General features: G+C 61.5%; 25 protein-coding genes. 11 read left to right on the forward strand and 14 right to left on the reverse strand.

Translation table 11 applies throughout. The annotated features are described in order from the left end of the window. Positions 1–91: 91 nt before the first annotated feature. Both J3P76_RS24630 and cyaY read right to left on the reverse strand, forming a co-directional pair. Positions 92–310 (reverse strand): DUF1289 domain-containing protein, encoded by a 219-nt coding sequence (locus J3P76_RS24630; RefSeq protein WP_420765146.1) that lies wholly within the window; start codon positions 308–310, stop codon positions 92–94. A 4-nt stretch (positions 311–314) separates the two neighbouring features. Then, a complete protein-coding gene (gene cyaY / locus J3P76_RS24635) occupies positions 315–647 on the reverse strand; it encodes an iron donor protein CyaY (RefSeq protein WP_434608895.1) in 333 nt (110 codons plus the stop codon). Positions 648–872: 225 nt separating this feature from the next. On the opposite strand from cyaY, the gene lptM reads away from it, so the two are divergent. The 6 genes from lptM to J3P76_RS24665 are packed head-to-tail and all read left to right on the forward strand — an operon-like array spanning position 873 to position 5474. Beyond that, positions 873–1043 (forward strand): LPS translocon maturation chaperone LptM, encoded by a 171-nt coding sequence (lptM, locus tag J3P76_RS24640; protein WP_033034938.1) that lies wholly within the window; start codon positions 873–875, stop codon positions 1041–1043. A 9-nt stretch (positions 1044–1052) separates the two neighbouring features. Then, positions 1053–2300, forward strand: a complete 1248-nt coding sequence (lysA, locus tag J3P76_RS24645; RefSeq protein ID WP_434701341.1) for a diaminopimelate decarboxylase — start codon at positions 1053–1055, stop codon at positions 2298–2300. A 4-nt stretch (positions 2301–2304) separates the two neighbouring features. Next, the gene (gene dapF / locus J3P76_RS24650) at positions 2305–3135 is read left to right on the forward strand and encodes a diaminopimelate epimerase (protein WP_420765149.1); all 831 of its coding nucleotides are present in this window, start codon (positions 2305–2307) and stop codon (positions 3133–3135) included. Between the two features lie 13 nt (positions 3136–3148). Continuing rightward, on the forward strand, positions 3149–3871 hold the full coding sequence (locus tag J3P76_RS24655; protein WP_420765150.1) for a DUF484 family protein: 723 nt from the start codon (positions 3149–3151) through the stop codon (positions 3869–3871). Between the two features lie 2 nt (positions 3872–3873). Beyond that, entirely contained in the window at positions 3874–4773 is a 900-nt protein-coding gene (gene xerC / locus J3P76_RS24660; protein WP_434651219.1) for a tyrosine recombinase XerC, read from the forward strand. Continuing rightward, on the forward strand, positions 4770–5474 hold the full coding sequence (locus J3P76_RS24665; RefSeq protein ID WP_420765151.1) for an HAD family hydrolase: 705 nt from the start codon (positions 4770–4772) through the stop codon (positions 5472–5474). The genes xerC and J3P76_RS24665 overlap by 4 nt, the downstream gene beginning before the upstream one ends. 114 nt (positions 5475–5588) lie before the next feature. Here the strand turns inward: J3P76_RS24665 and sutA are convergent, their stop codons facing one another. From sutA to glnK, 4 genes are all read right to left on the reverse strand, one after another. Beyond that, entirely contained in the window at positions 5589–5912 is a 324-nt protein-coding gene (gene sutA / locus J3P76_RS24670) for a transcriptional regulator SutA (protein ID WP_420765152.1), read from the reverse strand. A 101-nt stretch (positions 5913–6013) separates the two neighbouring features. After that, entirely contained in the window at positions 6014–6439 is a 426-nt protein-coding gene (locus J3P76_RS24675; protein ID WP_420765153.1) for a secondary thiamine-phosphate synthase enzyme YjbQ, read from the reverse strand. A 213-nt stretch (positions 6440–6652) separates the two neighbouring features. Then, positions 6653–7987 (reverse strand): ammonium transporter, encoded by a 1335-nt coding sequence (locus tag J3P76_RS24680; protein ID WP_420765154.1) that lies wholly within the window; start codon positions 7985–7987, stop codon positions 6653–6655. A 33-nt stretch (positions 7988–8020) separates the two neighbouring features. Further along, positions 8021–8359, reverse strand: a complete 339-nt coding sequence (gene glnK / locus J3P76_RS24685; RefSeq protein WP_002555808.1) for a P-II family nitrogen regulator — start codon at positions 8357–8359, stop codon at positions 8021–8023. A 413-nt stretch (positions 8360–8772) separates the two neighbouring features. On the opposite strand from glnK, the gene J3P76_RS24690 reads away from it, so the two are divergent. Both J3P76_RS24690 and J3P76_RS24695 read left to right on the forward strand, forming a co-directional pair. Beyond that, positions 8773–9033, forward strand: coding sequence for an accessory factor UbiK family protein (locus J3P76_RS24690; protein WP_420765155.1), 261 nt, complete (start codon positions 8773–8775; stop codon positions 9031–9033). 257 nt (positions 9034–9290) lie between these two features. Continuing rightward, the gene (locus tag J3P76_RS24695) at positions 9291–10784 is read left to right on the forward strand and encodes a YifB family Mg chelatase-like AAA ATPase (RefSeq protein WP_434701342.1); all 1494 of its coding nucleotides are present in this window, start codon (positions 9291–9293) and stop codon (positions 10782–10784) included. Positions 10785–10790: 6 nt separating this feature from the next. Here J3P76_RS24695 and J3P76_RS24700 read toward each other — a convergent pair whose 3' ends face one another. From J3P76_RS24700 to J3P76_RS24710, 3 genes are all read right to left on the reverse strand, one after another. Then, the gene (locus J3P76_RS24700) at positions 10791–12005 is read right to left on the reverse strand and encodes an aldose 1-epimerase family protein (protein ID WP_434701343.1); all 1215 of its coding nucleotides are present in this window, start codon (positions 12003–12005) and stop codon (positions 10791–10793) included. A 321-nt stretch (positions 12006–12326) separates the two neighbouring features. Beyond that, positions 12327–14303, reverse strand: a complete 1977-nt coding sequence (locus J3P76_RS24705) for a methyl-accepting chemotaxis protein (protein ID WP_434608886.1) — start codon at positions 14301–14303, stop codon at positions 12327–12329. 183 nt (positions 14304–14486) lie between these two features. Further along, a complete protein-coding gene (locus tag J3P76_RS24710; RefSeq protein ID WP_420765159.1) occupies positions 14487–15407 on the reverse strand; it encodes a LysR substrate-binding domain-containing protein in 921 nt (306 codons plus the stop codon). 152 nt (positions 15408–15559) lie between these two features. On the opposite strand from J3P76_RS24710, the gene J3P76_RS24715 reads away from it, so the two are divergent. Continuing rightward, complete coding sequence (locus J3P76_RS24715; RefSeq protein ID WP_434561651.1) at positions 15560–16960, forward strand: NorM family multidrug efflux MATE transporter; 1401 nt, start codon at positions 15560–15562, stop codon at positions 16958–16960. Positions 16961–17006: 46 nt separating this feature from the next. Here the strand turns inward: J3P76_RS24715 and J3P76_RS24720 are convergent, their stop codons facing one another. After that, entirely contained in the window at positions 17007–18677 is a 1671-nt protein-coding gene (locus J3P76_RS24720; protein ID WP_434701345.1) for a putative bifunctional diguanylate cyclase/phosphodiesterase, read from the reverse strand. 275 nt (positions 18678–18952) lie between these two features. Between J3P76_RS24720 and rep the strand changes: the two genes are divergently transcribed. Both rep and J3P76_RS24730 read left to right on the forward strand, forming a co-directional pair. Beyond that, positions 18953–20962, forward strand: coding sequence for a DNA helicase Rep (gene rep, locus J3P76_RS24725; protein WP_420765162.1), 2010 nt, complete (start codon positions 18953–18955; stop codon positions 20960–20962). A 46-nt stretch (positions 20963–21008) separates the two neighbouring features. Continuing rightward, positions 21009–21581, forward strand: coding sequence for a xanthine phosphoribosyltransferase (locus J3P76_RS24730; protein WP_420765163.1), 573 nt, complete (start codon positions 21009–21011; stop codon positions 21579–21581). A gap of 55 nt (positions 21582–21636) precedes the next feature. Here J3P76_RS24730 and J3P76_RS24735 read toward each other — a convergent pair whose 3' ends face one another. The 4 genes from J3P76_RS24735 to alr form a co-directional block, all read right to left on the reverse strand. Beyond that, complete coding sequence (locus tag J3P76_RS24735) at positions 21637–23559, reverse strand: acetyl-CoA hydrolase/transferase C-terminal domain-containing protein (RefSeq protein ID WP_434608879.1); 1923 nt, start codon at positions 23557–23559, stop codon at positions 21637–21639. Between the two features lie 137 nt (positions 23560–23696). Continuing rightward, the gene (locus J3P76_RS24740; protein ID WP_434611694.1) at positions 23697–24110 is read right to left on the reverse strand and encodes a c-type cytochrome; all 414 of its coding nucleotides are present in this window, start codon (positions 24108–24110) and stop codon (positions 23697–23699) included. Between the two features lie 184 nt (positions 24111–24294). Further along, entirely contained in the window at positions 24295–24843 is a 549-nt protein-coding gene (locus tag J3P76_RS24745) for a cupin domain-containing protein (protein ID WP_030138196.1), read from the reverse strand. Positions 24844–24971: 128 nt separating this feature from the next. Continuing rightward, complete coding sequence (gene alr, locus J3P76_RS24750; protein ID WP_434561645.1) at positions 24972–26045, reverse strand: alanine racemase; 1074 nt, start codon at positions 26043–26045, stop codon at positions 24972–24974. Positions 26046–26152: the final 107 nt, after the last annotated feature.

Here is a 26152-nt window from a genome sequence, read left to right on the forward strand (position 1 = left end):
ATGAGTTGAGGCGTTGCTGGACACTACCACAGCTCAAAAAATATACAACCCAAGGGCTCTCGCCACAAAAGCGCTCTCGCCAATCCAGCGATTAAACCAGCGACTTGCGCTTGAGCGCCTCGGCGCAAATCAACCGCCGACGCTCATCATCAGCCGAGCGCCATTCGCGTATGTCCTCCACATGCCGGAAACAACCCAGGCAGACCTTGCGTTCATCGAGCTTGCACACACTGGTGCACGGCGACGGCACGGCCGGGCTGACATTGCTGTAGAGCGGCTTGGGCGGCCGCGCCGGGACGGTCTGGCTCACGGAATCACAAACCTTCGAAATCGAATTCGACGCCAGCCTGCTGCTTGACGATGCGCTCGAGCATCTCGCCCAGTTGCTCTTCGCTCTTGTCACACATCCAGCGCTCGCTTTCCTCGTCGTAGTCGAAGTGGAAACCACCGGACACCGCCGCCAGCCACAACTGCCGCAACGGCTCCTGGCGGCTGAAAATCAGCTGGCTGCCATTTTCGAACTTGACGGTCAGTACGCCGGCGGAGATTTCCAGGTCGATGTCCAGGTCGCTCTCGTCGAAGATATCCTCCAGCTTTTCCTGGGTTTCATCGACCAGATCGTGGAAACGGGCTTCAGTCAAACTCATTGCGACAACCTCAAAATGTCTGATCATGCTCAAGCGCCGCAAGATACGGACGCGCCCGGCTGAATGCAAAGGATAACGACCAAGGGCCCGTGGGTGCTGAACATTGTCCATCGAATGAACGCCCCTGGAGCCCAAGGCCCGCCGGACGGGCGCCCCGTTGCATAGGCAAGCTGTCGGGTGGCCGGTATACTCCGGCGCAATTAACGCATTTTCAAGGATTTCGCCATGAAGCGCCTGATCTCTTCCCTTGCTGCGCTCGTCGCGGTTGCCTGCCTTGTGACAGCCTGTGGTCAAAAAGGTCCGCTGTACCTGCCTGATGACAGCAAGTCCCCTGAAGAGCAGGCCAAGTCGTCGCAATCCAAGTCCCACTCGCACGACACCCAGACCACTTACTAAGGGACCGCCATGGACGCTTTTAACTACCGTGGCGGGGAGCTGTTCGCGGAAGGGGTTGCCCTGTCCGCGATCGCCGAACGTTTCGGCACGCCGACCTACGTCTATTCCCGGGCCCACATCGAAGCCCAGTACCGGACGTTCGCCGATGCCCTCGAAGGCATGCCGCACCTGGTGTGCTTCGCTGTAAAAGCGAACTCGAACCTGGGCGTGCTCAACGTCCTGGCGCGCCTGGGCGCAGGCTTCGACATCGTGTCAGGTGGCGAGCTGGAGCGCGTGCTGGCCGCGGGCGGCAGTGCCGACAAAATCGTGTTCTCCGGCGTCGGCAAGACCCGCGAAGACATGCGTCGCGCCCTGGAAGTCGGCGTGCACTGCTTCAACATCGAATCCACTGACGAACTGGAGCGCCTGCAAGTCGTCGCCGCCGAACTGGGTGTTCGTGCGCCGGTTTCCCTGCGCGTGAACCCGGACGTCGACGCCGGCACCCACCCGTACATTTCCACGGGCCTTAAGGAAAACAAGTTCGGCATCGCCATTGCCGACGCCGAGGACGTGTACGTACGCGCCGCCCAACTGCCGAACCTGGAAGTGCTGGGCGTCGATTGCCACATCGGCTCGCAACTGACCACCCTGGAACCGTTCATTGACGCCCTCGACCGCCTGCTGGCGCTTGTCGATCGCCTCGGCGATTGCGGCATCTACCTGCGTCACATCGACCTGGGCGGCGGTGTCGGCGTGCGCTATCGCGATGAAGAGCCACCGCTGGTGGCCGACTACATCAAGACCGTGCGCGAGCGCCTCGAAGGCCGTGACCTGGCGCTGATGTTCGAGCCCGGCCGCTACATCGTCGCTAACGCCGGCGTGCTGTTGACCCAGGTCGAGTACCTCAAGCACACCGAGCACAAGGATTTCGCCATCGTCGACGCGGCGATGAATGACCTGATCCGCCCGGCGCTGTACCAGGCCTGGATGGACGTCACAGCCGTGCGCCCTCGCGATACCGCGGCCCGCCCCTACGACATCGTCGGGCCGATCTGCGAAACCGGCGACTTCCTTGCCAAGGGCCGGGAGTTGGCGCTGGAAGAAGGCGATCTGCTGGCCGTTCATTCGGCGGGCGCCTACGGGTTTGTCATGAGTTCCAACTACAACACCCGCGGCCGCTGCGCCGAGGTGCTGGTGGACGGTGATCAGGCATTCGAAGTACGCCGCCGCGAGACGGTAGCCGAACTGTTTGCCGGCGAAAGCCTGCTGCCGGAGTAAAACCATGCTGCTGCGTTTTACCAAGATGCACGGCCTGGGCAATGACTTCATGGTCCTCGACCTGGTCAGCCAGCACGCGCATATCCTGCCCAAGCACGCCAAACAATGGGGCGACCGGCACACCGGCATCGGTTTCGACCAATTGCTGATCGTCGAGGCACCAAACAACCCGGACGTGGATTTCCGCTACCGGATCTTCAATGCCGACGGTTCGGAAGTGGAGCAGTGCGGCAACGGCGCGCGCTGTTTCGCCCGTTTCGTGCTGGACAAGCGCCTGACCGCCAAGCGGCAGATTCGCGTCGAGACCAAAAGCGGCATCATCGAACTGGATGTGCGCAGTGACGGCCAGATCGGCGTCAACATGGGCGCCCCGCGCCTGGTGCCGGCGGATATCCCATTCCAAGCGCCAGCCCAAGCCCTGAGCTATACCGTGGACGTCGACGGCACCGCGGTGGAACTGGCGGCGATCTCCATGGGCAACCCCCATGCCGTACTGCGCGTGGACGACATCAACAGCGCTGCCGTACACGACCTGGGACCAAAGATCGAAAACCATCCGCGCTTCCCGGCGCGCGTCAACGTCGGCTTCCTGCAGGTCATCGATCGCCACCGCGCCCAATTGCGTGTATGGGAACGTGGCGCCGGGGAAACCCAGGCATGCGGCACGGGCGCCTGCGCCGCCGCCGTCGCCGCGATCAGCCAGGGGTGGATGGATTCGCCGCTGCTGATCGACCTGCCCGGCGGGCGTCTGTCCATCGAATGGGCAGGTCCAGGCCAACCGGTGATGATGACCGGCCCGGCCGTACGTGTATACGAAGGACAAGTTCGTCTTTGAGTGAGCCAAACCCATGACCGACAAGCCAAAGGTTCCAGCCCCGCAGCCCGACGAATCCTCGAGCCCCTCAGACGCCGCGGCCGTGGCCGCCTACCTGGAGGCGCATCCGGACTTCTTCGTCGAGCATGAAGACCTGCTTGCAACGATGCGGATCCCCCACCGGCGCGGCGATACCGTGTCGCTGGTCGAGCACCAGATGAAGATCCTGCGTGAGCGCAACATCGAAATGCGCCATCGCCTCTCGCACCTGATGGACGTCGCCCGGGACAACGACCGGCTCTTCGACAAGACCCGTCGGCTGATCCTCGCGCTGATGGACGCCAGTACTCTTGAAGACCTGGTAATGAGCGTCGAAGACAGCCTGCGCCAGGATTTCCAGGTGCCCTTTGTCAGCCTGATCCTGTTTGGCGACAACGCGATGCCGGTGGGCCGCTGGGTCACCCACGCGGACGCGCAGACGGCCATTGGCGGGCTGCTTACCGAAAACAAAAGCGTCAGTGGCAGCCTGCGCGAACATGAGCTGGATTTCCTGTTTGGCGAAGAACAGCGCAAGCAGATCGGCTCCACCGCCGTTGTCGCCATCGCCCACCAAGGCGTGCATGGCGTGCTGGCCATCGCCAGTCGCGATCCGCAGCACTACAAGAGCTCGGTGGGTACGCTGTTCCTGAGCTATATCGCCGAAGTGACCGGCCGTGTGCTGCCACGGGTTGCCGGTTCGCTGCGTTCGGTACGCTGATGATGGAGCGGCAACTGGACGCCTACTGCGAACACCTGCGCAGTGAGCGCCAGGTGTCCCCTCACACCCTGTCGGCCTACCGTCGTGACCTCGAAAAGGTGCGGGGCTGGTGCCAGAAGCAAAACATCGACAACTGGTCGGCCCTCGATATCCAGCGCCTGCGCAGCCTCGTTGCTCGCCTGCATCAGCAAGGGCAATCCTCCCGCAGCCTGGCGCGACTGTTGTCGGCGGTGCGCGGCCTGTATCAATACCTCAATCGCGAGGGCCTGTGCGATCACGATCCAGCCACAGGCCTGGCACCCCCCAAGGGCGAACGCCGGTTGCCGAAGACCCTCGACACCGACCGTGCCTTGCAATTGCTCGATGGCGCCGTCGAGGATGATTTCATGGCGCGACGGGACCAGGCGATCCTCGAACTCTTCTACTCCTCAGGCCTGCGGCTTTCCGAGCTGACGGGGCTGAACCTGGACCAATTGGACTTGGCCGACGGCCTGGTTCAGGTACTCGGTAAAGGCAGCAAGACCCGCTTGCTGCCTATCGGCCGCAAGGCCCGCGAAGCCCTGGAGCTTTGGTTGCCACTACGAGCGCTGACCAACCCCGTCGATGACGCGGTCTTCGTCAGCCTGCAAGGCCGACGCCTGGGCCCACGTACCATCCAGCTGCGGGTCAAGGCCGCCGGCGAACGGGAGCTCGGTCAGAACCTGCACCCGCATATGCTCCGGCATTCGTTCGCCAGTCATCTGCTGGAATCTTCCCAGGACCTGCGTGCCGTCCAGGAACTGCTTGGCCACTCGGACATCAAGACGACCCAGATCTATACCCACCTGGATTTCCAGCACCTGGCGTCGGTCTATGACAGTGCCCACCCCAGGGCCAAACGCATCAAAGGCGACGAATCATGACCATCGAGCTCATCACCTTCGACCTGGACGACACGCTGTGGGACACCGCGCCGGTGATCGCCAGCGCCGAAGCCGTACTACGTCAATGGCTGACCGACAACGCACCCGACCTGGGCGATTTTCCCGTGGAGCGCTTGTGGGCGATCCGCGCCCAAGTGCTCAGCGAAGAACCGAACCTCAAGCACCGCATCAGTGCGTTGCGCAGGCGCGTGCTGTTCCGGGCGCTGCAAGATGCCGGCTACGACCAGTGGCGAGCCTCTGAGTTGGCGGACCAAGGATTCGAAGCATTCCTGCATGCCCGCCATCAACTGGAGATCTTTCCAGACGTACAGCCGACCCTGGAAATCCTCGCCAATCATTTCGCCCTTGGCGTCGTCACCAACGGCAACGCCGACGTGCGACGCCTGGGGCTGGCGGATTATTTCAAGTTTGCCCTGTGCGCCGAGGACATTGGCATCGCCAAGCCTGACGCAAGACTGTTCGAGGAAGCCTTGCAGCGTGGCGGTGCCACGGCACAGACCGCCGTGCATGTAGGCGATCACCCGGGCGACGACATCGCCGGCGCCCAGCAGGCCGGCCTGCGTGCGGTGTGGTTCAACCCGATGGGCAAGGCCTGGGATGCCGATCACGCACCGGATGCGGAGATTCGCAGCCTGACCGAACTGCCAGGGTTATTGGCGGCGTGGCATAGCCAACCCTGAACCTTGTGGGAGCGAGCTTGCTCCCACAAGGCCGAGCCTGTCCGTGGAGTTTATCCCGCCCATGAAAAAGCCCGCAGCGACGGCGGGCTTTTTCAGCAAGCAAGAAACAGAGGCTCAGATAGGGCGACTGCCATACTTGTTGTCAGGCTTCTTGGGCGGATCGGCGACCACGTTGGCCTCCACTTCCTGCACCTTTCCGCCCCTGGCCAGGAATTCCTCCATGGCCTTGGCAAGCGCGTCACGCTCCTTGTTCTTGGCCTCTACGCTCGGTAACTCGTCGACTGATACCGCTGCCTTGGCCTTGCCTTTGGCAGTGGGGACCGGAACATCGGCACCTTCGTCGTCGGCAACATCTTCAGCCGCCGCTTCCAGGCCTTCTTCGGTCTCGTCTTCGTCACCTACTTCGAGGTCGTCGTTTTCCAGATCATCGTCGCTCATGTTCTACCTCATGACTTGCGAAAAGCAGATTAGTTATAGCCCAGCTTCGCCATCTGTCGAAGGCTGCCAGAAAAAATTCAAGATCCGCTGACAAGCAGCGGTCATGCCCCTTCACCGTGCAAGGTGGCGAGGACTTTACGAGCACCGCCATGATCTCGGTGCTCGCCCAGATAAACGCCTTGCCAGGTACCCAACGCCAACCGTCCCGCCGTCACCGGAAGGCTGAGCTGACATCCCAGCACACTGGCCTTGAAGTGCGCCGGGAGGTCGTCCAGGCCTTCGTCGTTGTGCTCATAGCCGGCGGTTCCTTGTGGGATCAGCCGATTGAAAAATCGTTCGAAGTCTCGACGTACCGCCGGATCGGCGTTCTCGTTGATGGTCAACGAGGCCGAGGTGTGCTGCAGCCACAGATGCAACAGACCGACACGACATGCCTTGAGTTCAGGCAGGCCGGCGAGTAGCTCGTCCGTCACCAGATGAAAGCCCCGGGGCCTCGCCCGCAGGGTTATCAACGTCTGTTGCCACATACAGATCTCCGCACGTTCGGCGCGCATTCTAGCGCGCTCTGGAAAAAAACAAAGGGCCTAATATTCCTGCCTCGATGTAAGTCTTTGGCGGTAGAAAAACCCATGTCGTATACACAACAAAAGGCGTCGGAAAAAACCGGCGAACCTTGTGAGCAATGACAAATTCCAGACAAAAAAATGCCCGGCGAACCGGGCATTTTTTTTGCGCGTTGCTTACAGGTTGTAACCACGCTCGTTGTGCTGGGCCAAGTCCAGGCCCACGGCTTCTTCTTCCTCGGAGACACGCAGGCCCATGACGGCGTCCAGTACCTTGAGAATGATGAAGGTCACGACCGCGGTATAGATCACGGTGAAACCCACGCCTTTGAATTGAATCCACACTTGTGCGCCGATATCGGTCACGGTGCCGAAGCCACCCAGTGCCGGTGCAGCGAATACACCGGTCAGGATCGCCCCGAGGATACCGCCGATGCCATGTACGCCGAAGGCATCCAGGGAGTCGTCATAGCCGAGCTTGCGCTTAAGGGTGGTGGCGCAGAAGAAGCACACCACGCCCGCCGCCAGGCCGATGACCAAGGCGCCCATCGGGCCCACGGTGCCGGCAGCCGGGGTGATTGCAACCAGGCCGGCCACCACGCCCGAGGCAATGCCCAGCGCGCTTGGCTTGCCGTGGGTGATCCACTCGGCAAACATCCAGCCCAGTGCCGCGGCAGCCGTGGCGATCTGGGTGACCAGCATCGCCATGCCGGCAGTGCCGTTGGCCGCGACGGCGGAGCCGGCGTTGAAGCCGAACCAGCCTACCCACAGCATGGCCGCGCCCATCAGGGTATAACCCAGGTTATGCGGTGCCATTGGGGTGGTCGGGAAGCCTTTGCGCTTGCCCAATACCAGACAGGCTACGAGACCGGCGATACCGGCGTTGATATGCACCACGGTGCCGCCGGCGAAGTCCAGCACGCCCCAATCCCACATCAGGCCGCCGTTGCCGGACCAGACCATGTGCGCAATCGGCGCATACACCAGGGTGAACCACACGCCCATGAAGATCAGCATGGCGGAGAATTTCATCCGCTCGGCAAAGGCACCGACGATCAGCGCTGGGGTGATGATGGCGAAGGTCATCTGGAAAGTGATGAACACCGCTTCTGGAAACAATGCAGCCGGACCGGTCAGGCTGGCCGGGGTGACGCCCGCCAGGAATGCCTTGCCCAGGCCGCCGATGAAGGAATTGAAGTTGACGACGCCCTGTTCCATGCCAGTGGTGTCGAATGCGATGCTGTAGCCGTAGATGACCCACAGGACGCTGATCAGACCGGTGATGGCGAAGCACTGCATCATCACCGAAAGAATGTTTTTCGACCGAACCATGCCGCCGTAGAACAGCGCAAGGCCAGGGATGGTCATGAACAGGACAAGAATCGTGGCAGTCAACATCCAGGCAGTGTCGCCGGAGTTGAGGACTGGGGCTGCCGCTTCTTCCGCCATGGCCAGGCCAGGCATTACGAAGGACAACAGGGCTCCTAGCCCTGCGAATTTACGCAGAGTCATATTGTTTTCTCCTGGGGCGTTGGGTTTGACGGCTTAGATAGCGTCGGTATCGGTTTCGCCGGTACGGATGCGAATGGCCTGTTCCAGATTGACCACGAAGATCTTTCCGTCACCAATCTTGCCGGTGTTGGCGGCCTTGGTAATCGCCTCGATGACCCGATCAAGATCCTTGTCGTCGATGGCGACATCGATCTTCACCTTGGGCAGGAAGTCGACCACGTATTCCGCGCCGCGATACAGCTCGGTATGGCCTTTCTGCCGACCGAAGCCTTTGACTTCAGTAACGGTAATGCCCTGCACGCCGATTTCGGACAGCGACTCGCGTACGTCGTCCAGCTTGAACGGCTTGATGATGGCAGTGACTAGCTTCATGAAACTCTCTCCCGAATTGGTGGACTTGCCCCAGGAAAACAAACCCGACTCAAGTCTAAGCGCAGTGCCTGGCTTTGTAACGCGTCGTCGGCCCAAGTTGCCCGACCGGCGCCAGCTGACTACTCCTGACGAAACTCCCCGCTCCGCCTGCTGCACTGCATTCGTCACAGCGACTGCATCAGTGCATGGGTCACCAGCCACTAAGCAGAAAGCTTGCCATCTGTACCCAACCCCCCTGATTTCAACCCTTTACCCGTTGCGCCGGTCTGCGCCGAACCACGAACCGCAGCGATACGCACAACAACGGTGCGGTGATGCCCGGGGCCGTGCGCGAAAAGCGTGCAACCCGAGCCGCGAATTGACTATAGACACTGCGTGATACACTGCCCGCCATTGTTTCCAGGACACCTGACATGCTCGCGCCCAAAGACCTCCTCGACGCCCTGAGCGGCCACGCCTCCCGCCTGTTGAGCGGCGACACGCCACTCCCCAAGAATGAAATCGAAAGCCAGTTCAAGGCCCTGCTGCAAAGCGGGTTCAGCAAGCTGGACCTGGTCAGCCGGGAAGAATTCGACAGCCAGATGGTCGTGCTGGCCCGGACCCGGGCACGGCTGGAGAGCCTGGAAGCCAAGGTGGCCGAGCTGGAGGCGCGACTCGACCCCAAGGACGAGTGAGTACCTCGCGCCAGGGATGCGGCCTTAAGCGCGTGATTTGTCCCAGGCCCACCAGATCATCCAAAGCGCCGGCAGGGGCTCGCCGCCTGTAACGGCAACTGAAAAACAACCGTCTGAATGACGGTTGTTCATTCATGCCCCCACTTGCGCAACATCCTGCGAAAATTTGCCCCTTCAATTGCCCCGCCCTCTCAGTTTCCCCGGACTAGTCTTCAAGAGCCGCAGGATGCGGCTCTCCATCAGTCAAGGAACGCTTCATGTCGCTCGCCATCGTCCACAGCCGCGCCCAAGTGGGGGTCGAAGCCCCTGCCGTTACCGTTGAGGTTCATCTGGCCAACGGCTTGCCGTCACTGACGATGGTCGGCCTGCCGGAGGCGGCGGTGAAGGAGAGCAAGGACCGGGTGCGCAGCGCGATCATCAATTCAGGGCTCAATTTCCCGGCGCGGCGCATCACCCTGAACCTGGCGCCAGCGGATCTCCCCAAGGACGGAGGCCGGTTCGACCTGGCGATTGCCTTGGGAATCCTGTCGGCCAGCGTGCAGGTGCCGACCTTGATGCTGGACGACGTGGAGTGCCTCGGCGAACTGGCATTGTCCGGCGCCGTGAGACCGGTACGCGGCGTGCTCCCCGCGGCGCTGGCGGCACGCAAGGCTGGACACATGCTGTTGGTACCCCGGGCCAACGCCGAGGAAGCTTGCCTGGCGTCGGGGCTGAAGGTGATCGCCGTGGACCATCTGCTCGAAGCAGTGGCGCATTTCAACGGCCACGTCCCAGTCGAGCCTTTTGTGTCCAACGGGCTGCTCTCGGCCAGCAAACCCTATCCCGACCTCAGCGAAGTACAAGGTCAAGCCGGAGCCAAGCGCGCCCTGCTGATCGCGGCAGCGGGAGCTCACAACCTGTTGTTCAGTGGCCCACCCGGTACGGGCAAGACGCTGCTGGCGAGTCGTTTGCCGGGGTTGCTGCCACCGCTGGCCGAAAGCGAGGCCCTGGAGGTCGCGGCTATACAGTCGGTCGCCAGTTGCGTGCCCTTGAGCCATTGGCCGCAACGGCCGTTCCGCCAGCCACACCATTCGGCGTCCGGCCCTGCCCTGGTGGGTGGAGGCTCCAAGCCGCAACCGGGGGAAATCACCCTCGCCCACCACGGCGTGCTGTTCCTGGACGAGCTTCCAGAGTTTGATCGCAAGGTATTGGAAGTCCTGAGGGAGCCCTTGGAGTCGGGGCATATCGTGGTTTCGCGCGCCCGCGATCGCGTGCGCTTCCCGGCCCGCTTCCAGTTGGTAGCGGCCATGAACCCCTGCCCCTGTGGATACCTTGGCGAGCCCAGCGGCCGCTGCTCGTGCACACCGGACATGGTGCAGCGCTATCGCAACAAGCTGTCCGGCCCCTTGCTCGACCGCATCGACCTGCACCTGACCGTGGCGCGGGAAGCCACGGCGCTCAATCCCAAAGGCGAACCGGGTGACGACACCGCCACCGCGGCCGAGCGGGTGGCCGAAGCCCGGGAACGCCAGCAAACCCGCCAAGGCTGTGCCAACGCATTCCTAGATCTACCGGGGCTGCGCCGCCATTGCAAACTGTCCTCGACCGACGAGGCGTGGCTGGAAACCGCCTGCGAACGACTGTCCCTGTCGCTGCGAGCCGCCCACCGCTTGCTGAAGGTCGCCCGCACGCTGGCCGACCTTCAGCAGTTGGAACGGATCAGCCGCGAGCACCTGGCCGAAGCCCTGCAATACCGGCCCGCAACGCCATGAAACAGGTCACGGCTTGCTCAGGTCCACCAGCGGTGTGTCTCGCACCTCGACTTTTCGATCGCCCTGGATGTCATCAATGCGCTTGAGGGCTTTGTCCACGGCCCCCTTGTCCGCCAGAAGACTGTAGTGGATCTGGAACTGCTTGCGCTCTTTCGGTGCGATGCTGGGCACCAGGCCCAGCGGACGCTGGTAGCGGCGGTTATAGGAAAAACTGGTACCTGGCTCCAAGCCGGTCACGTAGCCCTGGCCTTGGGTATCGGTGTTTTTCCACAGGGAAAACACCGGAAGCGTCCCTGTATTGAAGCCCACGGAAACGCCGAGGCTACCGGCCTTGTTGTGCAGGACGGTCAGCGTATCGCCCTTGGCGTCGGCGTAAGGCACGACGTTGTAAACGGTTTCATCGTAGTCCTTGGTGGGAGCTCGATAGGTGGTCCAATCCTTCAGGTCGCCCTTGGCCTTGTCGTTGAACGGCGAAACCTGTTTGACCGGGGCGGCGAAGCGGGCCCCCTGCTCCAGGAATGGCGTGCTGAAATTGCTGTGATAGAGCGCCTGGTATTCCTTTGGATAATCGCCATTGTTGGTCAGCGTGTCGTTGAGGGAAAAGGTCACGCTGCCGGGCTCGGTGACCAATTCAGTCTGGACCGAGAAGTCAACCTTCTTGAACGCCTGCTCCTTCAACTCGCCTCGCAGGGTGATGGCGTAAGGTGGCTTTTCATCAATGTGCAAGGTGACTTTGTTCGCCGAAATGTTCGCGGCGCGCCCATGCAAGGTCAGCAGCTCACCGTTGTCGATGCCGGGGTGGCCGACCCACTCATAGCCGCAGCGGGTCACCAACTCATTGAAGCCTTCAAGCCAGCCCAGGCCACCTCGGCCGTTGAGTTCGATGAATGCTGGATTGACCACTTCTTTGACCGGCGAATCCCAGCCCATACGCACATCGCCGACCGAGGCTTGAAGCACGTTCATGCCACGGGTCGGGACGACTGACAGCTTCAGAGTGCCGTTGTCGATGTCGACAATGCTCACGCCTTCCTGACGCCCCCCGTGGAGGGTGCGCATCGTCACGGAAAACGGCTTATCGGTTTTCACGCCCAGTTGTTGGCTGGTGATTTGCCAGGGTTGGGCGGCTTTATCGGAGTCGAGCAGTACGTAATCCCACGCCATCGCATGGGAAGCTACGCCCAAGGCGCCGAGGGCAACGAAGAGTCTTAGGGAATTCATGGAGACGGCCTTTTGTTGGAGTTGTGCGGTTTTTATAGACTTGAAGAAACGTTTCAGCAAGCCAAAAAACAGCAACTACCTGAAAAAGTACACGGCTACAGATTGGAGATTTTTTGCGGGAAACGAGCTTGCTCGCGGTGATTTTTTGCCTATGCAGCCTAGAACCGGTGGCGGGGGGGAGCTTGCTGCCGCTCGACTGCGCAGCAGGCGCAAGACGCGACGATAAGGTCTGCCTGAAAAGGCGCGGGCCTGCTGTGCAGGCCCGCGGGAGCAAGCTCCCTCGCAACGGGATTGGGTTGGCTTGCTCGTGAGGGGACGGTTTCAGCGGAACCGATCGACTTCTTTGCGGAGGTCCTGCGCCAGTTTTTCCAGTTCCTTGGCGGTGATCGCCAGGTTCGAAACCACTTCGCGCTGTTCGCTGTTGGCCATGGCAATACTCTGCAGGTTGCTGCTGAGCAGGGTCGCGGTGCTGCTTTGCTCCTGCGTAGCCGTAGTGATCGCGGCGAATTGCTGGCCGGCCGAGCGGCTTTGCTCATCGATACGCGCCAGGGCCGAGGCCACGTTGGCGTTACGCGACAGGCCTTCCTGCATGAGCAGGTTGCCCTTCTCCATGGTGCTGATGGCGTTGCCGGTTTCCTGCTGGATGCTGTTGATCATGCCGGAAATTTCGTCAGTGGCCTGGCGAGTGCGCGAGGCCAGGCTCCGAACCTCGTCAGCTACCACGGCAAAACCACGACCCTGCTCGCCCGCCCGTGCAGCTTCGATGGCGGCGTTCAACGCCAGCAGGTTGGTTTGCTCGGCGATCGAAGTGATCACACCGACAATGCCGCCGATCTCCTGGGAGCGCTGGCCCAGCGTGTTGATGACCGTTGCAGTGCTGTTCAAGGCGCCCGCGATCTGTTCCAGGGACGATGACGCTTCGTCCATCGAGGTACGGCCGATGCGAGTCTGTTGGGCATTGTCCTGGGCCAGGCGCTCGGTATTGCCCATGTTGTCGGCGATGTTCAGGGAGGTGGCGCTGAATTCTTCCACCGCCCCGGCCATGCTGGTGATCTCGCCGGACTGTTGCTCCATCCCTTCATAGGCGCCACTGGACAATCCGGAGAGCGCCTGGGCACGGCTGTTGACCTCTTGGGAGGCTTTGCGAATGTGCTCGACCATGGTCGACAAGGCTTGGCTCATCTGGTTGAACGCACGGGCCAGTTGGCCGATCTCGTCGTGGCTCGACACATTCAGGCGCACGCTCAGGTCGCCGGCGCCCAAGGCCTCGGCCTGACGCACCAAGTCACCGAGGGGAGCCAGTTTGCTGCGCAACAGCCATACCGCCGCACCGACCGCCAGCAACATCGCCAGCAAACTGCCGATCGCCAGTTGCGTACCGACGTTCCAGGTCACTGCGTTGATCTCGGTTTTCGGCATGCTCGCCACGACCGACCAGGGCCCGCCCTCGAACGGCACGGCAACGCTATAGAACTCCTCCGCGGTGTCGTCCCAGAAAGCACCCTTGCCAGGCTTCTTGACCAACGCTGTGATGGCCGCGGTAGCACGGTCCAGTGCCTGCACACCGGCCGGCGGCACCAACCATTTGTTCTGCTCGTCCAATAACGCCAGCGAGCCGGTCTGTCCGATTCGGAAGCGCTTGAGGTTTTCGAACTGCGCATTCTGCGCATCGGTGTAATCGAATCCTACGTACAACACGGCAATGATCTTGCCGCTGCCATCACGCACAGGCGTGTACTGCGACATGTAGAAGCGCCCGAACAGCAACGCCCGGCCAATGTAGCTCTGGCCGCTGATCACCGGGCCGTAGGCCGGTCCGGCGCGGTCGAGCACAGTACCGATGGCGCGCGTACCGTCCTGTTTGCTGACGGATGTACTGACGCGGACAAAATCGTCGCCGCTGCGCACGAATACCGTGGCCACGCCGGCGGTCATCGTCTTGAAATCATCCACTTCCTTGAAATTGTTGTTCAACACTTCGCTGCCAAGGCTCAAGCCAGGCGTCTGAACGCCCGCCACCGTCACCGGCTGGTCCGGATGCACGCTCAAGCCGGCGCTGAAACGCTTTTCGAACAGACCCGCCAGCCGTTGGGTGCTTTCGCGCAACGTGCTGTGGAACGTGTTGAGCTGATCGGCCATCAGCCGCGCTTCGCTCGCGAGATGCTCTTCACGGGTAGAAAGGTTTGCAGCGTCAAGCGAACGCAAGGCAAAGACAGTACTGCCGGAGATCACGACCGCCAGTATCACGGCAAGGGCAAGGCCTAGCTGTGAGGCGATCCGGGCACGAGGTTGAGACATGACGGCTCCTGGCCGAGAGACTGGATCATCTTGATCACATCGCACGCTCGGCATCTGATTCGATGAGGTAGGTATTGGCCCTTTCTGAACGAAGGTTCTATGTTCACCTTCGGCCGTGACGCCGAATACTTGAGGGCTTTGGAAGGAATAATACCAAGTGGCTAGCACGGCGACTGCAACGTTTCAGCCCAGGCGCTTGACCTCAGGTAGTTGCATGGCCTTCACCTCGCTCTGGAGAAAGTCGCTGAGCCGGCGCAAACGTTCACCCCCGGGCCGGGTTTTCGGCCAGACCAGGTAGTAATGCTCGCCGCTGGCGACAGCGGTTGGCCATGGCAGGCTCAAGCGCCCCTGGGCAACGTCCTCGGCCACCATCAACAAATCGCCCATGGATACGCCGTAGCCGCGCGCGGCCGCGATCATGCCCAGTTCCAGGGTATCGAACACCTGACCGCCCCTGAGCGAGACTTTGTCAGCCAAGCCCATGCGCTGCAGCCAATTGCGCCAGTCGCGGCGATCCGGAGTGGGATGCAATAGCTCGGCCTTGGCCAATCGCGCCACATCCCAGGGTTGGTCATTGAGCAGGTTCGGAGCGCCGACCGGTATCAACTCCTCGGGAAACAGCAGGCTGGCCTCCCAGTCCGCAGGGAAATGCCCATTGCCCAGCAGGACTGCGCAATCGAAGGGCTCGGTATTGAAATCCACCGAGTCGATGTCCATCCAGGCGCTTGTCAGCTGCACTTCGTTGCCCGGTTGCAGATGGCGAAAGCGGCTCAGGCGCGCCAGCAGCCAGCGCATGGTCAGGGTCGATGGCGCCTTCATCCGCAGGATGCCGTCTTCTCCGTGCAATGTGTGGCAAGCCCGCTCCAGCGCCATGAAGCCCTCCCGCACGCCCGGCAGCAGCAGGCGCGCCGACTCGGTCAGTTGCAGGTTGCGCCCGCTGCGCTGGAACAGTCGACAGGCAAAGTGATCTTCGAGTGTGCGGATGTGCCGGCTGACGGCGCTCTGGGTGATCGACAGCTCCTCGGCGGCGCGGGTAAACGAGCTGTAGCGCGCCGCGGCTTCGAATGCCCGTAGCGCATAAAGCGGAGGAAGACGGCGTGACATCGCAAAAGCTCCATGGCGTGGTTTGCAAACCCTACCAGAAACCCATTCAGCATGAGTTTTAATCATGCCAGCGATCTTTTTTATCCTTTTGTGCAATCCGGCGGGAGGGCCGAGAATCTTCGTCTTACTGCCTTGCTGGAACATGGAGTGTGATGATCATGCGGCATCCTGTGCGTACCGAACTCTGGGCCATCCTGCGCCTGGCGGGACCGTTGATTGCTTCGCAGTTGGCGCACATGCTGATGGTGCTGACGGACACCCTGATGATGGCTCGCCTGAGCCCCGAAGCCCTGGCAGGCGGCGGGCTCGGGGCGGCGAGCTATTCATTCGTATCGATTTTCTGCATCGGCGTGATCGCGGCGGTGGGCACCCTGGTAGCGATCCGCCAGGGCGCGGGCGACATCGAAGGCGCCACCCGGCTGACCCAGGCCGGATTATGGCTGGCCTGGTTGATGGCGCTGGTGGCGGGCCTGCTGTTGTGGAATCTCAAGCCGGTGCTGTTGATGTTCGGCCAGACCGAAACCAACGTGCTCTCTGCCGGGCAATTCCTGCTGGCACTGCCGTTCGCCCTGCCCGGTTACCTGAGTTTCATGGCCCTGCGTGGCTTTACCAGCGCCATCGGGCGGGCCACGCCGGTGATGGTGATCAGCCTCGGCGGCACGGTGGCCAACTTCCTTCTCAACTATGCGCTCATCACCGGCATGTTCGGCCTGCCGAAGCTCGGCCTGATGGGGATCGGCCTGGTCACGGCCATCGTCGCCAACTGCATGGCCCTGGCGCTGGCCTGGCACATTCATCGGCACTCGGCCTACCGCGCTTATCCATTGCTTGCCGGCCTGTCGCGACCCAATCGCCAATACCTCAAGGAACTGTGGCGACTGGGCTTGCCGATTGGTGGTACTTACGCGGTGGAAGTCGGCCTGTTCGCATTCGCCGCCCTGTGCATGGGCACCATGGGCAGCACGCCGCTGGCGGCCCACCAGATCGCGCTGCAAATCGTCTCGGTGGCCTTCATGGTTCCGGCGGGCATGTCCTACGCCATCACCATGCGTATCGGCCAGCATTACGGTGCCGGGCAATTGCTCATGGCGCGCCTGGCCGGGAGGGTCGGGATTGGTTTTGGCGCGGCCGCCATGCTGGCGTTCGCCATGGTGTTCTGGCTGCTGCCGAATCAATTGATCGGCCTGTTCCTGGACCATGAGGACCCGGCGTTCCGCGCGGTCATCGACCTGGCGGTGAGCCTGTTGGCCGTGGCGGCGTGGTTCGAGCTGTTCGACGGCACACAAACCATTGCGATGGGCTGCATCCGCGGATTGAAGGACGCCAAGACCACGTTCCTGGTGGGCCTGGGTTGCTATTGGTTGATCGGCGCGCCGGCGGCGTGGTGGATGGCGTTCCATTTGCATTGGGGCCCGACCGGCGTCTGGTGGGGCCTCGCCCTGGGCCTGGCCTGCGCGGCGGTGAGCCTGACGTTGGCGTTCGAGTGGAAGATGAAGCGGATGATTCGCAGCGAGCCGGGACAGCAAGGTTTCGAAGCGATCCAGGCCAAATGAAACAAAGCCTTTTGTGGGAGCGAGCTCGCTCCCACCGGGTTTTGGGTTAGCTGATTTCCAGCATCGACTGCTGATCACCCTCGGACATCAGGTATTCAACCAACTCCGCCAGCGGCAACGGCTTGCTGATCAGGAACCCCTGCACCTGGTCGCATCCGAAACCGTGCAGCAACTCCAGTTGCTCGCGGGTCTCGACGCCTTCAGCCACCACCTCGAGGTTGAGGTTATGGGCCAGGTTGATCATCGCGTGGACCAGCTTGCGGTTCTCTTCGCGCTGCTCCATGCCGCCGACGAAGCTCTTGTCGATCTTGAGCAGGGCGATGGGCAGGCTGTTGAGGTGCACGAACGAGGAGAATCCGGTGCCGAAATCATCCAGGGAGAACCGTACCCCCAGGCGACCCAGGGCATCCATGGTCTGTTTGACCAGTTCGCTGCGACGCATCACGGCGGTTTCGGTGAGCTCGAACTCCAGCCATTGGGCCTCGACACCCCGCTCGGCGATCAACCGGCTCAGGGTCGGCAGCAACTGGCTGTCCTGGAACTGCCGGAACGAAAGGTTGATCGCCATGTGCAACGGCGCCTGCCCACGTTCACGCAGGTCCTGCATGTCCCGAAGGGCCCGGGCAATCACCCAGTAACCCAACGGCACGATGAGCCCGCTCTGCTCGGCCAGCGGCACGAACTCACTCGGTGGCAACAAGCCGCGCTCGCCATGGCGCCAGCGCACCAGGGCTTCGAGGCCGACAATCGTGCCATCTGCCAGGTTCAGCCGAGGCTGGTAATGCAATTCCAGCTCATCACGTCGCAACGCCCGCCGCAGCTCGCTTTCCAGGTCGGCGAGGCTGCGGGCGTTGCGGTTGATGCGCTCGTTGAAAATATGAAAGGTGCAGCCTTGGGTGCTCTTGGCCTGCTGCATCGCGATATGGGCGTGCCACATCAAGGGGTCCGCACCGGCTTGCGCCCGGGCGTGGGCAATGCCCAGGCTGCAACCGATCAACAGGCTTTCACCGTCGACCCAGTAGGGTTCGGCCATGGCTTCGATGATGCGCTCGGCCATCCACTCCGCTCGCTGGGGCGCCCGGCGGGTGTCTATCAACAAGGCGAACTCGTCGCTCCCCAGCCGTGCCAGCTGATCACCGGCCTCAAGCGCGCCTTTGAGCCGCGAGACAACCTGCAGGATCAGCCGATCGCCGGCCTGGTGGCCGAGGGCGTCATTGGCGTGGCGGAAATTGTCGAGGTCCAGGTGACCCAGGGCCAGGCCACGGCCTTCGTTTTCAGCCAGGCGAGCCGCCAGCAAGGTCTGAAAACCCTGGCGGTTGGCGATGCCTGTCAACGGGTCCTGCTCGGCGAGCCGTTGCAGGGTGTTTTCGAGCATCCCCCGCTCGCGCACGTGACGCAGGCAACGACGCAGGGTCGCCTCATCGAGGGCGTCGCGCACCAGCCAGTCGCTGACGCCATCCGGGGAAACCGAAGGTTCATGCTCGAGCAACAGAACTGTCGGCAAACGACAACGACCCGGTGCCGGCTGCAGGGCGGCAACGGTGAGCAGCACCGCGTTGCGGTTGTCCTCGAACAAGCTGCTGACCGAGTCCCAGTTCGGGGCGCTGATCAACACGACCGAGGGCCCCATGGGCGCCAGGCACTCGCGCAATATCGCTGACCACTCAGGCGTTTCGGCCAACAACAGCAAACGCAAGGGTTCGACAGGCGTGGACAAGCTGACTCCCTAGACTCTGCAAGGTGGTAGGCGCGGGGCATTATGACGCGCCGATGGGCAATCACCAATGCCAATGGTTCTCAGATACCCGCTTTTTGAAGCTTTTTCATCTCAAAAAACGAACGTTGGAACCAATTTCCGTCCGCATCCTGAGGGAAAGTGACGAAAGCGGCAATTGCAATGATGCGCAACGTCACAAGTCGGACAGGGCAGCACAATTCTCAGAGCCTGTTAAAATGCCGGCCCATTTCGCAAACGACTCCCTGAACCCTGTCATGTCCCGACTCAACCCCCGGCAGCAAGAAGCCGTGAACTATGTCGGCGGCCCTCTTTTGGTGCTCGCCGGTGCAGGCTCCGGCAAGACCAGCGTGATCACCCGCAAGATCGCGCACCTGATCCAGAATTGTGGCATCCGCGCCCAGTACATCGTCGCCATGACCTTCACCAACAAGGCCGCCCGGGAAATGAAAGAGCGGGTCGGCGGCCTGCTGCGCGCCGGCGAAGGTCGCGGCCTGACGGTCTGCACCTTCCACAACCTGGGCTTGAACATCATCCGCAAGGAACATGCGCGGCTGGGCTACAAACCGGGCTTCTCGATCTTCGACGAGGCCGACGTCAAGGCCCTGATGACCGACATCATGCAGAAGGAATATTCCGGCGACGACGGCGTGGATGAGATCAAGAACATGATCGGCGCCTGGAAAAACGACCTGATCCTGCCGCCCGAAGCACTGGAAAACGCCCGCAACCCCAAGGAACAGACCGCCGCTATCGTCTACGCCCATTACCAGCGCACGCTCAAGGCGTTCAATGCGGTGGACTTCGACGACCTGATCCTGTTGCCGGTCAAACTGTTCCAGGACCACGCCGACATCCTCGAGAAATGGCAGAACAAGGTCCGCTACCTGCTCGTGGACGAATACCAGGACACCAACGCCAGCCAGTATCTGCTGGTGAAACTGCTGATCGGCAAACGCAACCAGTTCACCGTGGTGGGCGACGATGACCAGTCGATTTACGCCTGGCGCGGCGCGCGGCCGGAAAACCTGATGCTGCTCAAGGAAGACTACCCGTCGCTCAAAGTGGTGATGCTGGAACAGAACTACCGCTCCACCAGCCGGATCCTGCGCTGCGCCAACGTGCTGATTTCCAACAACCCCCATGAGTTCGAAAAACAACTGTGGAGCGAGATGGGCCACGGCGACGAGATCCGCGTGATCCGTTGCCGCAACGAAGACGCCGAAGCCGAGCGCGTGGCCATGGAAATCCTCAGCCTGCACTTGCGCACCGACCGGCCGTACAGCGATTTTGCGATCCTGTACCGCGGCAACTACCAGGCCAAGCTGATCGAGCTGAAACTGCAGCATCACCAGGTCCCGTATCGTCTGTCGGGGGGGAACAGCTTTTTCGGCCGCCAGGAAGTGAAGGACCTGATGGCCTACTTCCGCCTGATCGTGAACCCGGACGACGACAACGCCTTCTTGCGGGTGATCAACGTGCCGCGCCGGGAAATCGGTTCGACCACCCTGGAAAAACTCGGCAACTACGCCACCGAGCGCAAGATCTCGATGTACGCCGCCACCGACGAAATCGGCCTTGGCGAGCATCTGGACAGCCGCTTCACCGATCGCCTGGCGCGCTTCAAGCGTTTCATGGACAAGGTCCGCGAGCAGTGCGCCGGGGAAGATCCGATCTCTGCGCTGCGCAGCATGGTCATGGACATCGACTACGAAAACTGGCTGCGCACCAACAGCTCCAGCGACAAGGCCGCCGATTACCGTATGAGCAACGTCTGGTTCTTGATCGAGGCGTTGAAGAACACCTTGGAAAAAGACGAAGACGGCGACATGACCGTCGAGGACGCCATCGGCAAGCTCGTGCTGCGGGACATGCTCGAACGCCAGCAGGAAGAGGAAGAAGGCGCCGAAGGTGTGCAGATGATGACGCTGCACGCCTCCAAAGGCCTGGAGTTTCCCTACGTGTTCATCATGGGCATGGAAGAAGAAATCCTGCCGCACCGTTCCAGCATCGAGGCCGACACCATCGAAGAAGAACGGCGCCTGGCCTACGTCGGGATTACCCGGGCACGCCAGACGCTGGCCTTCACCTTCGCCGCCAAGCGCAAGCAATACGGCGAAGTGATCGACTGCGCCCCGAGCCGCTTCCTCGATGAGTTGCCGCCGGACGACCTGGCCTGGGAAGGCAACGACGATACGCCGACAGAGGTCAAAGCCGTTCGCGGCAACAGTGCCTTGGCGGATATACGCGCGATGTTGAAGCGCTAGAATTTTCCACTATTTCAGGCGCTGAACGCGTCCCAGAGGAGGCTTCATGGAAGCCCTGCACCAGAAAATCCGAGAGCTAGGCATCGTGCTGTCCGACCAGGTATTGAAGGTCGATGCGTTTCTCAACCACCAGATCGATCCGCAGTTGATGAAGCTGATCGGTGATGAATTTGCCGCACTGTTCAAGGATTCGGGCATCACCAAGATCGTCACCATCGAAGCCTCGGGCATCGCCCCGGCGATCATGACCGGGCTGAATCTTGGCGTGCCGGTGATCTTCGCCCGCAAGCAACAGTCCCTGACCCTGACGGAGAACCTGCTGTCGGCCACCGTGTATTCCTTCACCAAGAAGACCGAAAGCACCGTCGCCATCAGCCCGCGCCACCTGACCAGCAGCGACCGCGTGCTGATCATTGATGATTTCCTGGCCAACGGCAAAGCCTCCCAGGCGCTGATTTCCATCATCAAGCAGGCCGGCGCCACCGTCGCCGGGCTGGGGATCGTGATCGAGAAGTCGTTCCAGGGCGGCCGCGCCGAACTGGATGCCCAGGGCTATCGCGTCGAATCGTTGGCCCGGGTGAAGTCGTTGGCGGGTGGGGTTGTGACCTTCCTAGACTAATACCCATTCCCCTGTGGGAGCGAGCCTGCTCGCTCCCACAGGGGATGGCCGATTTCTAAGGCGCGGTCGCCTTGAGCCCCGCCAGCAACAGCCGCTGATACAGCTCTTCCTTCAGCCCCTCCGGGCTCGTCAGCTGCATTCGCTCCAGATGCCCGGCATATTCCCAGGGCTGCGGCGCATCCAGGGCGGCTTTGCCCAGATCCAGGATCTCGGTGAGCTTGAATTTGCTTTTCAGCCAATTCAGCGCCCGCAATAAGTCCCGCTCGACCTCATCGAAATCACAGCCCAACGGGTACTCCGGAAACAGGTTGGGATGCCGCGCCTGGATCCCCTGCAAACGCTCCGAGGTGTTGTCGGCAAAGCGTGGATCGAGGCGAAAGTCCTTCGGCAGCTTGCCGGCATTTTGCGCTTGCTCGATCAATCCGGGTTGGAAGCGTGAATCGCTGATGTTCAGCAACGCCTCGATCACCGAGGCGTCGGTCTTGCCCCGCAGGTCGGCGATGCCGTACTCGGTTACCACAATGTCACGCAAATGGCGTGGAATCGTGCAGTGACCGTATTCCCAGACAATGTTCGAACTGACCACCCCTCCCGATTCCCGCCAGCTACGCAACAGCAGTATCGAACGCGCCCCTTCAAGCGCGTGGCCCTGGGCGACGAAGTTATACTGCCCACCGACGCCGCTGAGCACCCGCCCGTTTTCCAATTGGTCAGCCACTCCCGCGCCCATCAAAGTCATGGTGAAGACCGTGTTGATGAACCGAGCATCGAGGCGCTGCAAGCGCTTGAGCTGCTCCTGACCGTACAGCTCGTTGATGTAGCTGATACGCGTCATGTTGAATTCAAGCAGACGGCTCTGCGGCAACTCGCGCAAGCGCTCGTAGAAACTGCGCGGGCCGAGGAAGAACCCGCCATGAATGCAGATGCCATCGGGTTGCGCCGCCTCGTCGAGGGTTCCGGCAATGGCCCGCTCCTGGGTCGGCTCGTCGGGGTAGACCTTGCGCCGGATAATTCCGGCTTCCGCCAGCACCAGCAAACCGTTGACGAACATCTCACTGCAACCGTACAACCCCTTGGCGAAAGGCTCGACCCCGCCTTCGCGCTCGATCAATTGCGCCCACTGGCTGAGGTTCAGTTCCGCCAACAGAGCCTGGTAACCGGCGTTATCGGCTTGGCGCGCCAGCAGTGCCGCTGTCAGTGCGTCGCCCATGGAGCCGATGCCGATTTGCAACGTACCGCCATCGCGCACCAGGGTGCTGGCATGCAGGCCGATCAAGTGATCCTGGAACCCCACCGGCATGTTGGGCGTGGAAAACAACGTGTGGCTGTCCTTCTCGTCGATCAACAAGTCGAAGCCATCGATGCCGATTTCCGCGTCACCGGGCATGTACGGCAAGTCGCTGTGGACTTGGCCCACCAGGAGAATGGTCTCCCCCGCCTCGCGCCGCTTGGCGATCATCGGCAACAGATCCAGGGTAATGTCCGGATTGCAACTCAGGCTAAGGCGATCCGGGTGCTCCGGGTCGCTCGCCACCAGTTGGGCGATCAGGTTCAAGCCTGCCCCGTTGATGTCCCGGGCCGCGTGGCTGTAGTTACTGCTGACATAGTCCTGCTGGGCCGACGCGCTGTGTAAAAGGCTGCCGGGCTGCATGAAGAATTGTTGGACGCGGATATTGGCCGGCAGGCTATCGCGCTGCAGGTCGGCCAGGTAATCGAGTTCGGGATAATCGCCAAAGACCCGTTCGACGAAGGGTTCGAGGAAGCGCTTCTGCAACCCATCGCCCAAGGTCGGCCGCCCCAGGCTCAAGGCGGTGTAAATGGTCAGCTGTCGCTCGGGCAGTTGCGCGATGCGCCGGTACAGCGCGTTGGCGAACAGATTGGGTTTGCCCAGCCCAAGGGGCATGCCGAGGTGGATATGCGCGGGCAGACGCTCGAGTACGTCATCCACCGCCTGTTCGATTGAACACAACTGCACCATCCGACCCTCCGGGACATTCCATGAATGTGGGTTGGACCGAGCTTGCCGGGTCTTGGTTGCGATGACCAGTCCGGAAAAAAATCCCAGGCACAAAAAAGCCGCTCGTAAGCGGCTTTTTTGCGGAAGATGAATGCCTGTTACAGACCGGACATCTCTTTGATGGCGCCTTTGAGTTCATCATCGGTGCAATCGGCGCAGGTGCCTTTAGGCGGCATGGCGTTGACGCCCGTGATGGCCTTGGCCAGGATGCCATCGAGACCGCCCTGGTGGTCGGCGCGTTCTTTCCAGGCTGCCTTGTCACCGATTTTCGGCGCGCCCAGCAGACCAGTACCGTGGCAAGCGTTGCAATGTTTGGCAATGACGTCTTTTGGCGCCTTGGCACCGCCGGCACCGCCCGCCGCTGTAGCCACTTCCATCCCCTTGCATTCCTTGCCCTGGACGCAAACCTGGCCGACGGGTTCAAGGCGCTTGGCGATGTCATCGTTGGGCGCCGCTTGAGCGCTCGCAGCCCATAGGGCCAATACGGTTGCTGGTGCAGCCAGCATTTTCATAATTAGGTTCACGCGTACACCCTCAATGGTGGCTAGTCACGCCTGCGGCCACGGTTTGCAGGCGGGCGCAAGTATAGCGGTAAGCCTGTCACTCCGAAACAACCCCAAAGTCGCAAGGGTCTTGTTTGTCATGACAGGCCAACCTTCGGGCGCCTTTGCCCCTGCGGGCTCGGCGCCTCTTGGTCTAGAAATTGGCCGGTGTGGCTGCGCTGATCAGTCGCGCCGGCACGTCGAACGGGTTACGGAAGCGGTGGGGCTTGGTGCTTTCGAAATAGTAGCTGTCACCGGCTTCGAGCACGAAGGTTTCGGCGCCCACCACCAATTCCAACCGCCCTTCCACCAGGATCCCGGTTTCTTCGCCTTCGTGGGTGAGCATCTCGTCGCCCGTGTCGGCGCCAGGCGGATAGATTTCGTTCAAAAACGCAATCGCCCGGCTCGGATGCGCCCGGCCCACCAGTTTCATGGTCACGGCGCCATCGGAGATGTCGATCAGTTCGTTGGCTTTGTAGACGATCTGGGTCGGTTTCTCCTGGAGGATTTCTTCGGAGAAAAACTCGACCATGGACATGGGAATCCCGCCAAGGACCTTGCGCAGCGAGCTGATCGAGGGGCTCACGCTGTTTTTCTCGATCATCGAAATGGTGCTGTTGGTGACGCCCGCGCGCTTGGCGAGTTCACGCTGGGAAAGGCCTTTGAGTTTACGAATGGATTGCAGTCGTTCACCGACGTCCAATGCTGGAGCCTCCAGGGAATCAGGTTGTGTGTAAAGTGAGCGTTATCATGGCGACAGCGTTCAGTATTTACAACACTTTGGCCCGAATCCTGTGCGGTGAAGCGACTTTCGGTAGATAGCGCTCAGCCTCACCCCTTGGAATAGAGCCTTGGCACCCGCCGCAGGTTGCAGAATATCTGGTAGGGAATCGTGCCGGCAGCCATCGCCACGTCGCTGGCGAGGACATTTTTGCCCCATAGCTCGACCGTGGAGCCGAGCCCGGCCTGGGGGATATGGGTCAAGTCCACGCACAGCATGTCCATCGATACCCGCCCGACCAGTTGGCTACGCTGCCCGTCCACCAGCACCGGCGTGCCGTTGGGCGCCTGGCGCGGGTAGCCGTCGGCGTAGCCCATGGCGACCACGCCCACGCGTGTCGGTTGCGCCGTGACAAAGCGTGCGCCATAACCCACGGGCTCGCCGACGGGAAGCTCGCGCACGCTGATGATTCTAGACTCCAGCGTCATAACCGGCTGCAGGCGCGAAGCAACGGCATTGGCCTCCTCGAAAGGCGTTGCGCCGTACAGCATGATGCCGGGCCGCACCCAGTCGCTGGGGATCTGCGGCCAACCCAGCACCGCCGGAGAATTGCGCAGGCTGACCTCTGCCATCAGGCCCTGGCGGGCCTGCTCGAATACTGCTAATTGTTGCAGGCTGCTGGGGTCATGCAGTTCATCGGCACGGGCGAAGTGACTCATTAATACGATCTTCGCCACGTTTCCACTGGCCAGGAGGCGACGATACGCCGGCTGGAACTCGTCCTGATGCAATCCGACCCGATGCATACCCGAATCGAGCTTGAGCCAGACCGTGATCGGCTTGCCCAGCGTCGCGCGCTCGATCGCTTCGAGTTGCCACAACGCATGCACCACGCACCAGAAATCATGTTCGACGATCAAGGCAAGCTCATCGGCCTCGAAAAATCCTTCCAGCAGCAGGATCGGTCCACCAATACCGCCCGCTCGCAGCTCCAGGGCCTCTTCGATACAGGCCACGGCAAACCCGTCGGCCGTTTCCTGCAAGGCTTCGGCGCAGCGCACCGCCCCGTGCCCATAGGCGTCGGCCTTGATCACCGCAAGGGCTTTGGCCCCAGTGACTTCGCGGGCCAATTGATAGTTATGACGCAAGGCTTGGAGGTCGATCAGGGCACGGGCAGGACGCATGGCGGCACGCTTCTAGGCAGTCATGGATAAAAAACCGGCGCAGGCTGACAGCATCAACCACCAACAGCGCCGGGAGAGGGAGAGTTTTGACAGCTGTCAGGGCAGCG

It is taken from the genome of Pseudomonas sp. D1-36 (genome assembly GCF_051132205.1).
Classification (GTDB): Bacteria; Pseudomonadota; Gammaproteobacteria; order Pseudomonadales; family Pseudomonadaceae; genus Aquipseudomonas.

Bases quoted from the DNA above. Each gene is read 5' to 3' on its own strand.
- cyaY (WP_434608895.1), bottom strand. From the start codon at position 647: ATGAGTTTGACTGAAGCCCGTTTCCACGATCTGGTCGATGAAACCCAG.
- lptM (WP_033034938.1), top strand. From the start codon at position 873: ATGAAGCGCCTGATCTCTTCCCTTGCTGCGCTCGTCGCGGTTGCCTGC.
- lysA (WP_434701341.1), top strand. From the start codon at position 1,053: ATGGACGCTTTTAACTACCGTGGCGGGGAGCTGTTCGCGGAAGGGGTT.
- dapF (WP_420765149.1), top strand. From the start codon at position 2,305: ATGCTGCTGCGTTTTACCAAGATGCACGGCCTGGGCAATGACTTCATG.
- J3P76_RS24655 (WP_420765150.1), top strand. From the start codon at position 3,149: ATGACCGACAAGCCAAAGGTTCCAGCCCCGCAGCCCGACGAATCCTCG.
- xerC (WP_434651219.1), top strand. From the start codon at position 3,874: ATGGAGCGGCAACTGGACGCCTACTGCGAACACCTGCGCAGTGAGCGC.
- J3P76_RS24665 (WP_420765151.1), top strand. From the start codon at position 4,770: ATGACCATCGAGCTCATCACCTTCGACCTGGACGACACGCTGTGGGAC.
- sutA (WP_420765152.1), bottom strand. From the start codon at position 5,912: ATGAGCGACGATGATCTGGAAAACGACGACCTCGAAGTAGGTGACGAA.
- J3P76_RS24675 (WP_420765153.1), bottom strand. From the start codon at position 6,439: ATGTGGCAACAGACGTTGATAACCCTGCGGGCGAGGCCCCGGGGCTTT.
- J3P76_RS24680 (WP_420765154.1), bottom strand. From the start codon at position 7,987: ATGACTCTGCGTAAATTCGCAGGGCTAGGAGCCCTGTTGTCCTTCGTA.
- glnK (WP_002555808.1), bottom strand. From the start codon at position 8,359: ATGAAGCTAGTCACTGCCATCATCAAGCCGTTCAAGCTGGACGACGTA.
- J3P76_RS24690 (WP_420765155.1), top strand. From the start codon at position 8,773: ATGCTCGCGCCCAAAGACCTCCTCGACGCCCTGAGCGGCCACGCCTCC.
- J3P76_RS24695 (WP_434701342.1), top strand. From the start codon at position 9,291: ATGTCGCTCGCCATCGTCCACAGCCGCGCCCAAGTGGGGGTCGAAGCC.
- J3P76_RS24700 (WP_434701343.1), bottom strand. From the start codon at position 12,005: ATGAATTCCCTAAGACTCTTCGTTGCCCTCGGCGCCTTGGGCGTAGCT.
- J3P76_RS24705 (WP_434608886.1), bottom strand. From the start codon at position 14,303: ATGTCTCAACCTCGTGCCCGGATCGCCTCACAGCTAGGCCTTGCCCTT.
- J3P76_RS24710 (WP_420765159.1), bottom strand. From the start codon at position 15,407: ATGTCACGCCGTCTTCCTCCGCTTTATGCGCTACGGGCATTCGAAGCC.
- J3P76_RS24715 (WP_434561651.1), top strand. From the start codon at position 15,560: ATGATCATGCGGCATCCTGTGCGTACCGAACTCTGGGCCATCCTGCGC.
- rep (WP_420765162.1), top strand. From the start codon at position 18,953: ATGTCCCGACTCAACCCCCGGCAGCAAGAAGCCGTGAACTATGTCGGC.
- J3P76_RS24730 (WP_420765163.1), top strand. From the start codon at position 21,009: ATGGAAGCCCTGCACCAGAAAATCCGAGAGCTAGGCATCGTGCTGTCC.
- J3P76_RS24735 (WP_434608879.1), bottom strand. From the start codon at position 23,559: ATGGTGCAGTTGTGTTCAATCGAACAGGCGGTGGATGACGTACTCGAG.
- J3P76_RS24740 (WP_434611694.1), bottom strand. From the start codon at position 24,110: ATGAAAATGCTGGCTGCACCAGCAACCGTATTGGCCCTATGGGCTGCG.
- alr (WP_434561645.1), bottom strand. From the start codon at position 26,045: ATGCGTCCTGCCCGTGCCCTGATCGACCTCCAAGCCTTGCGTCATAAC.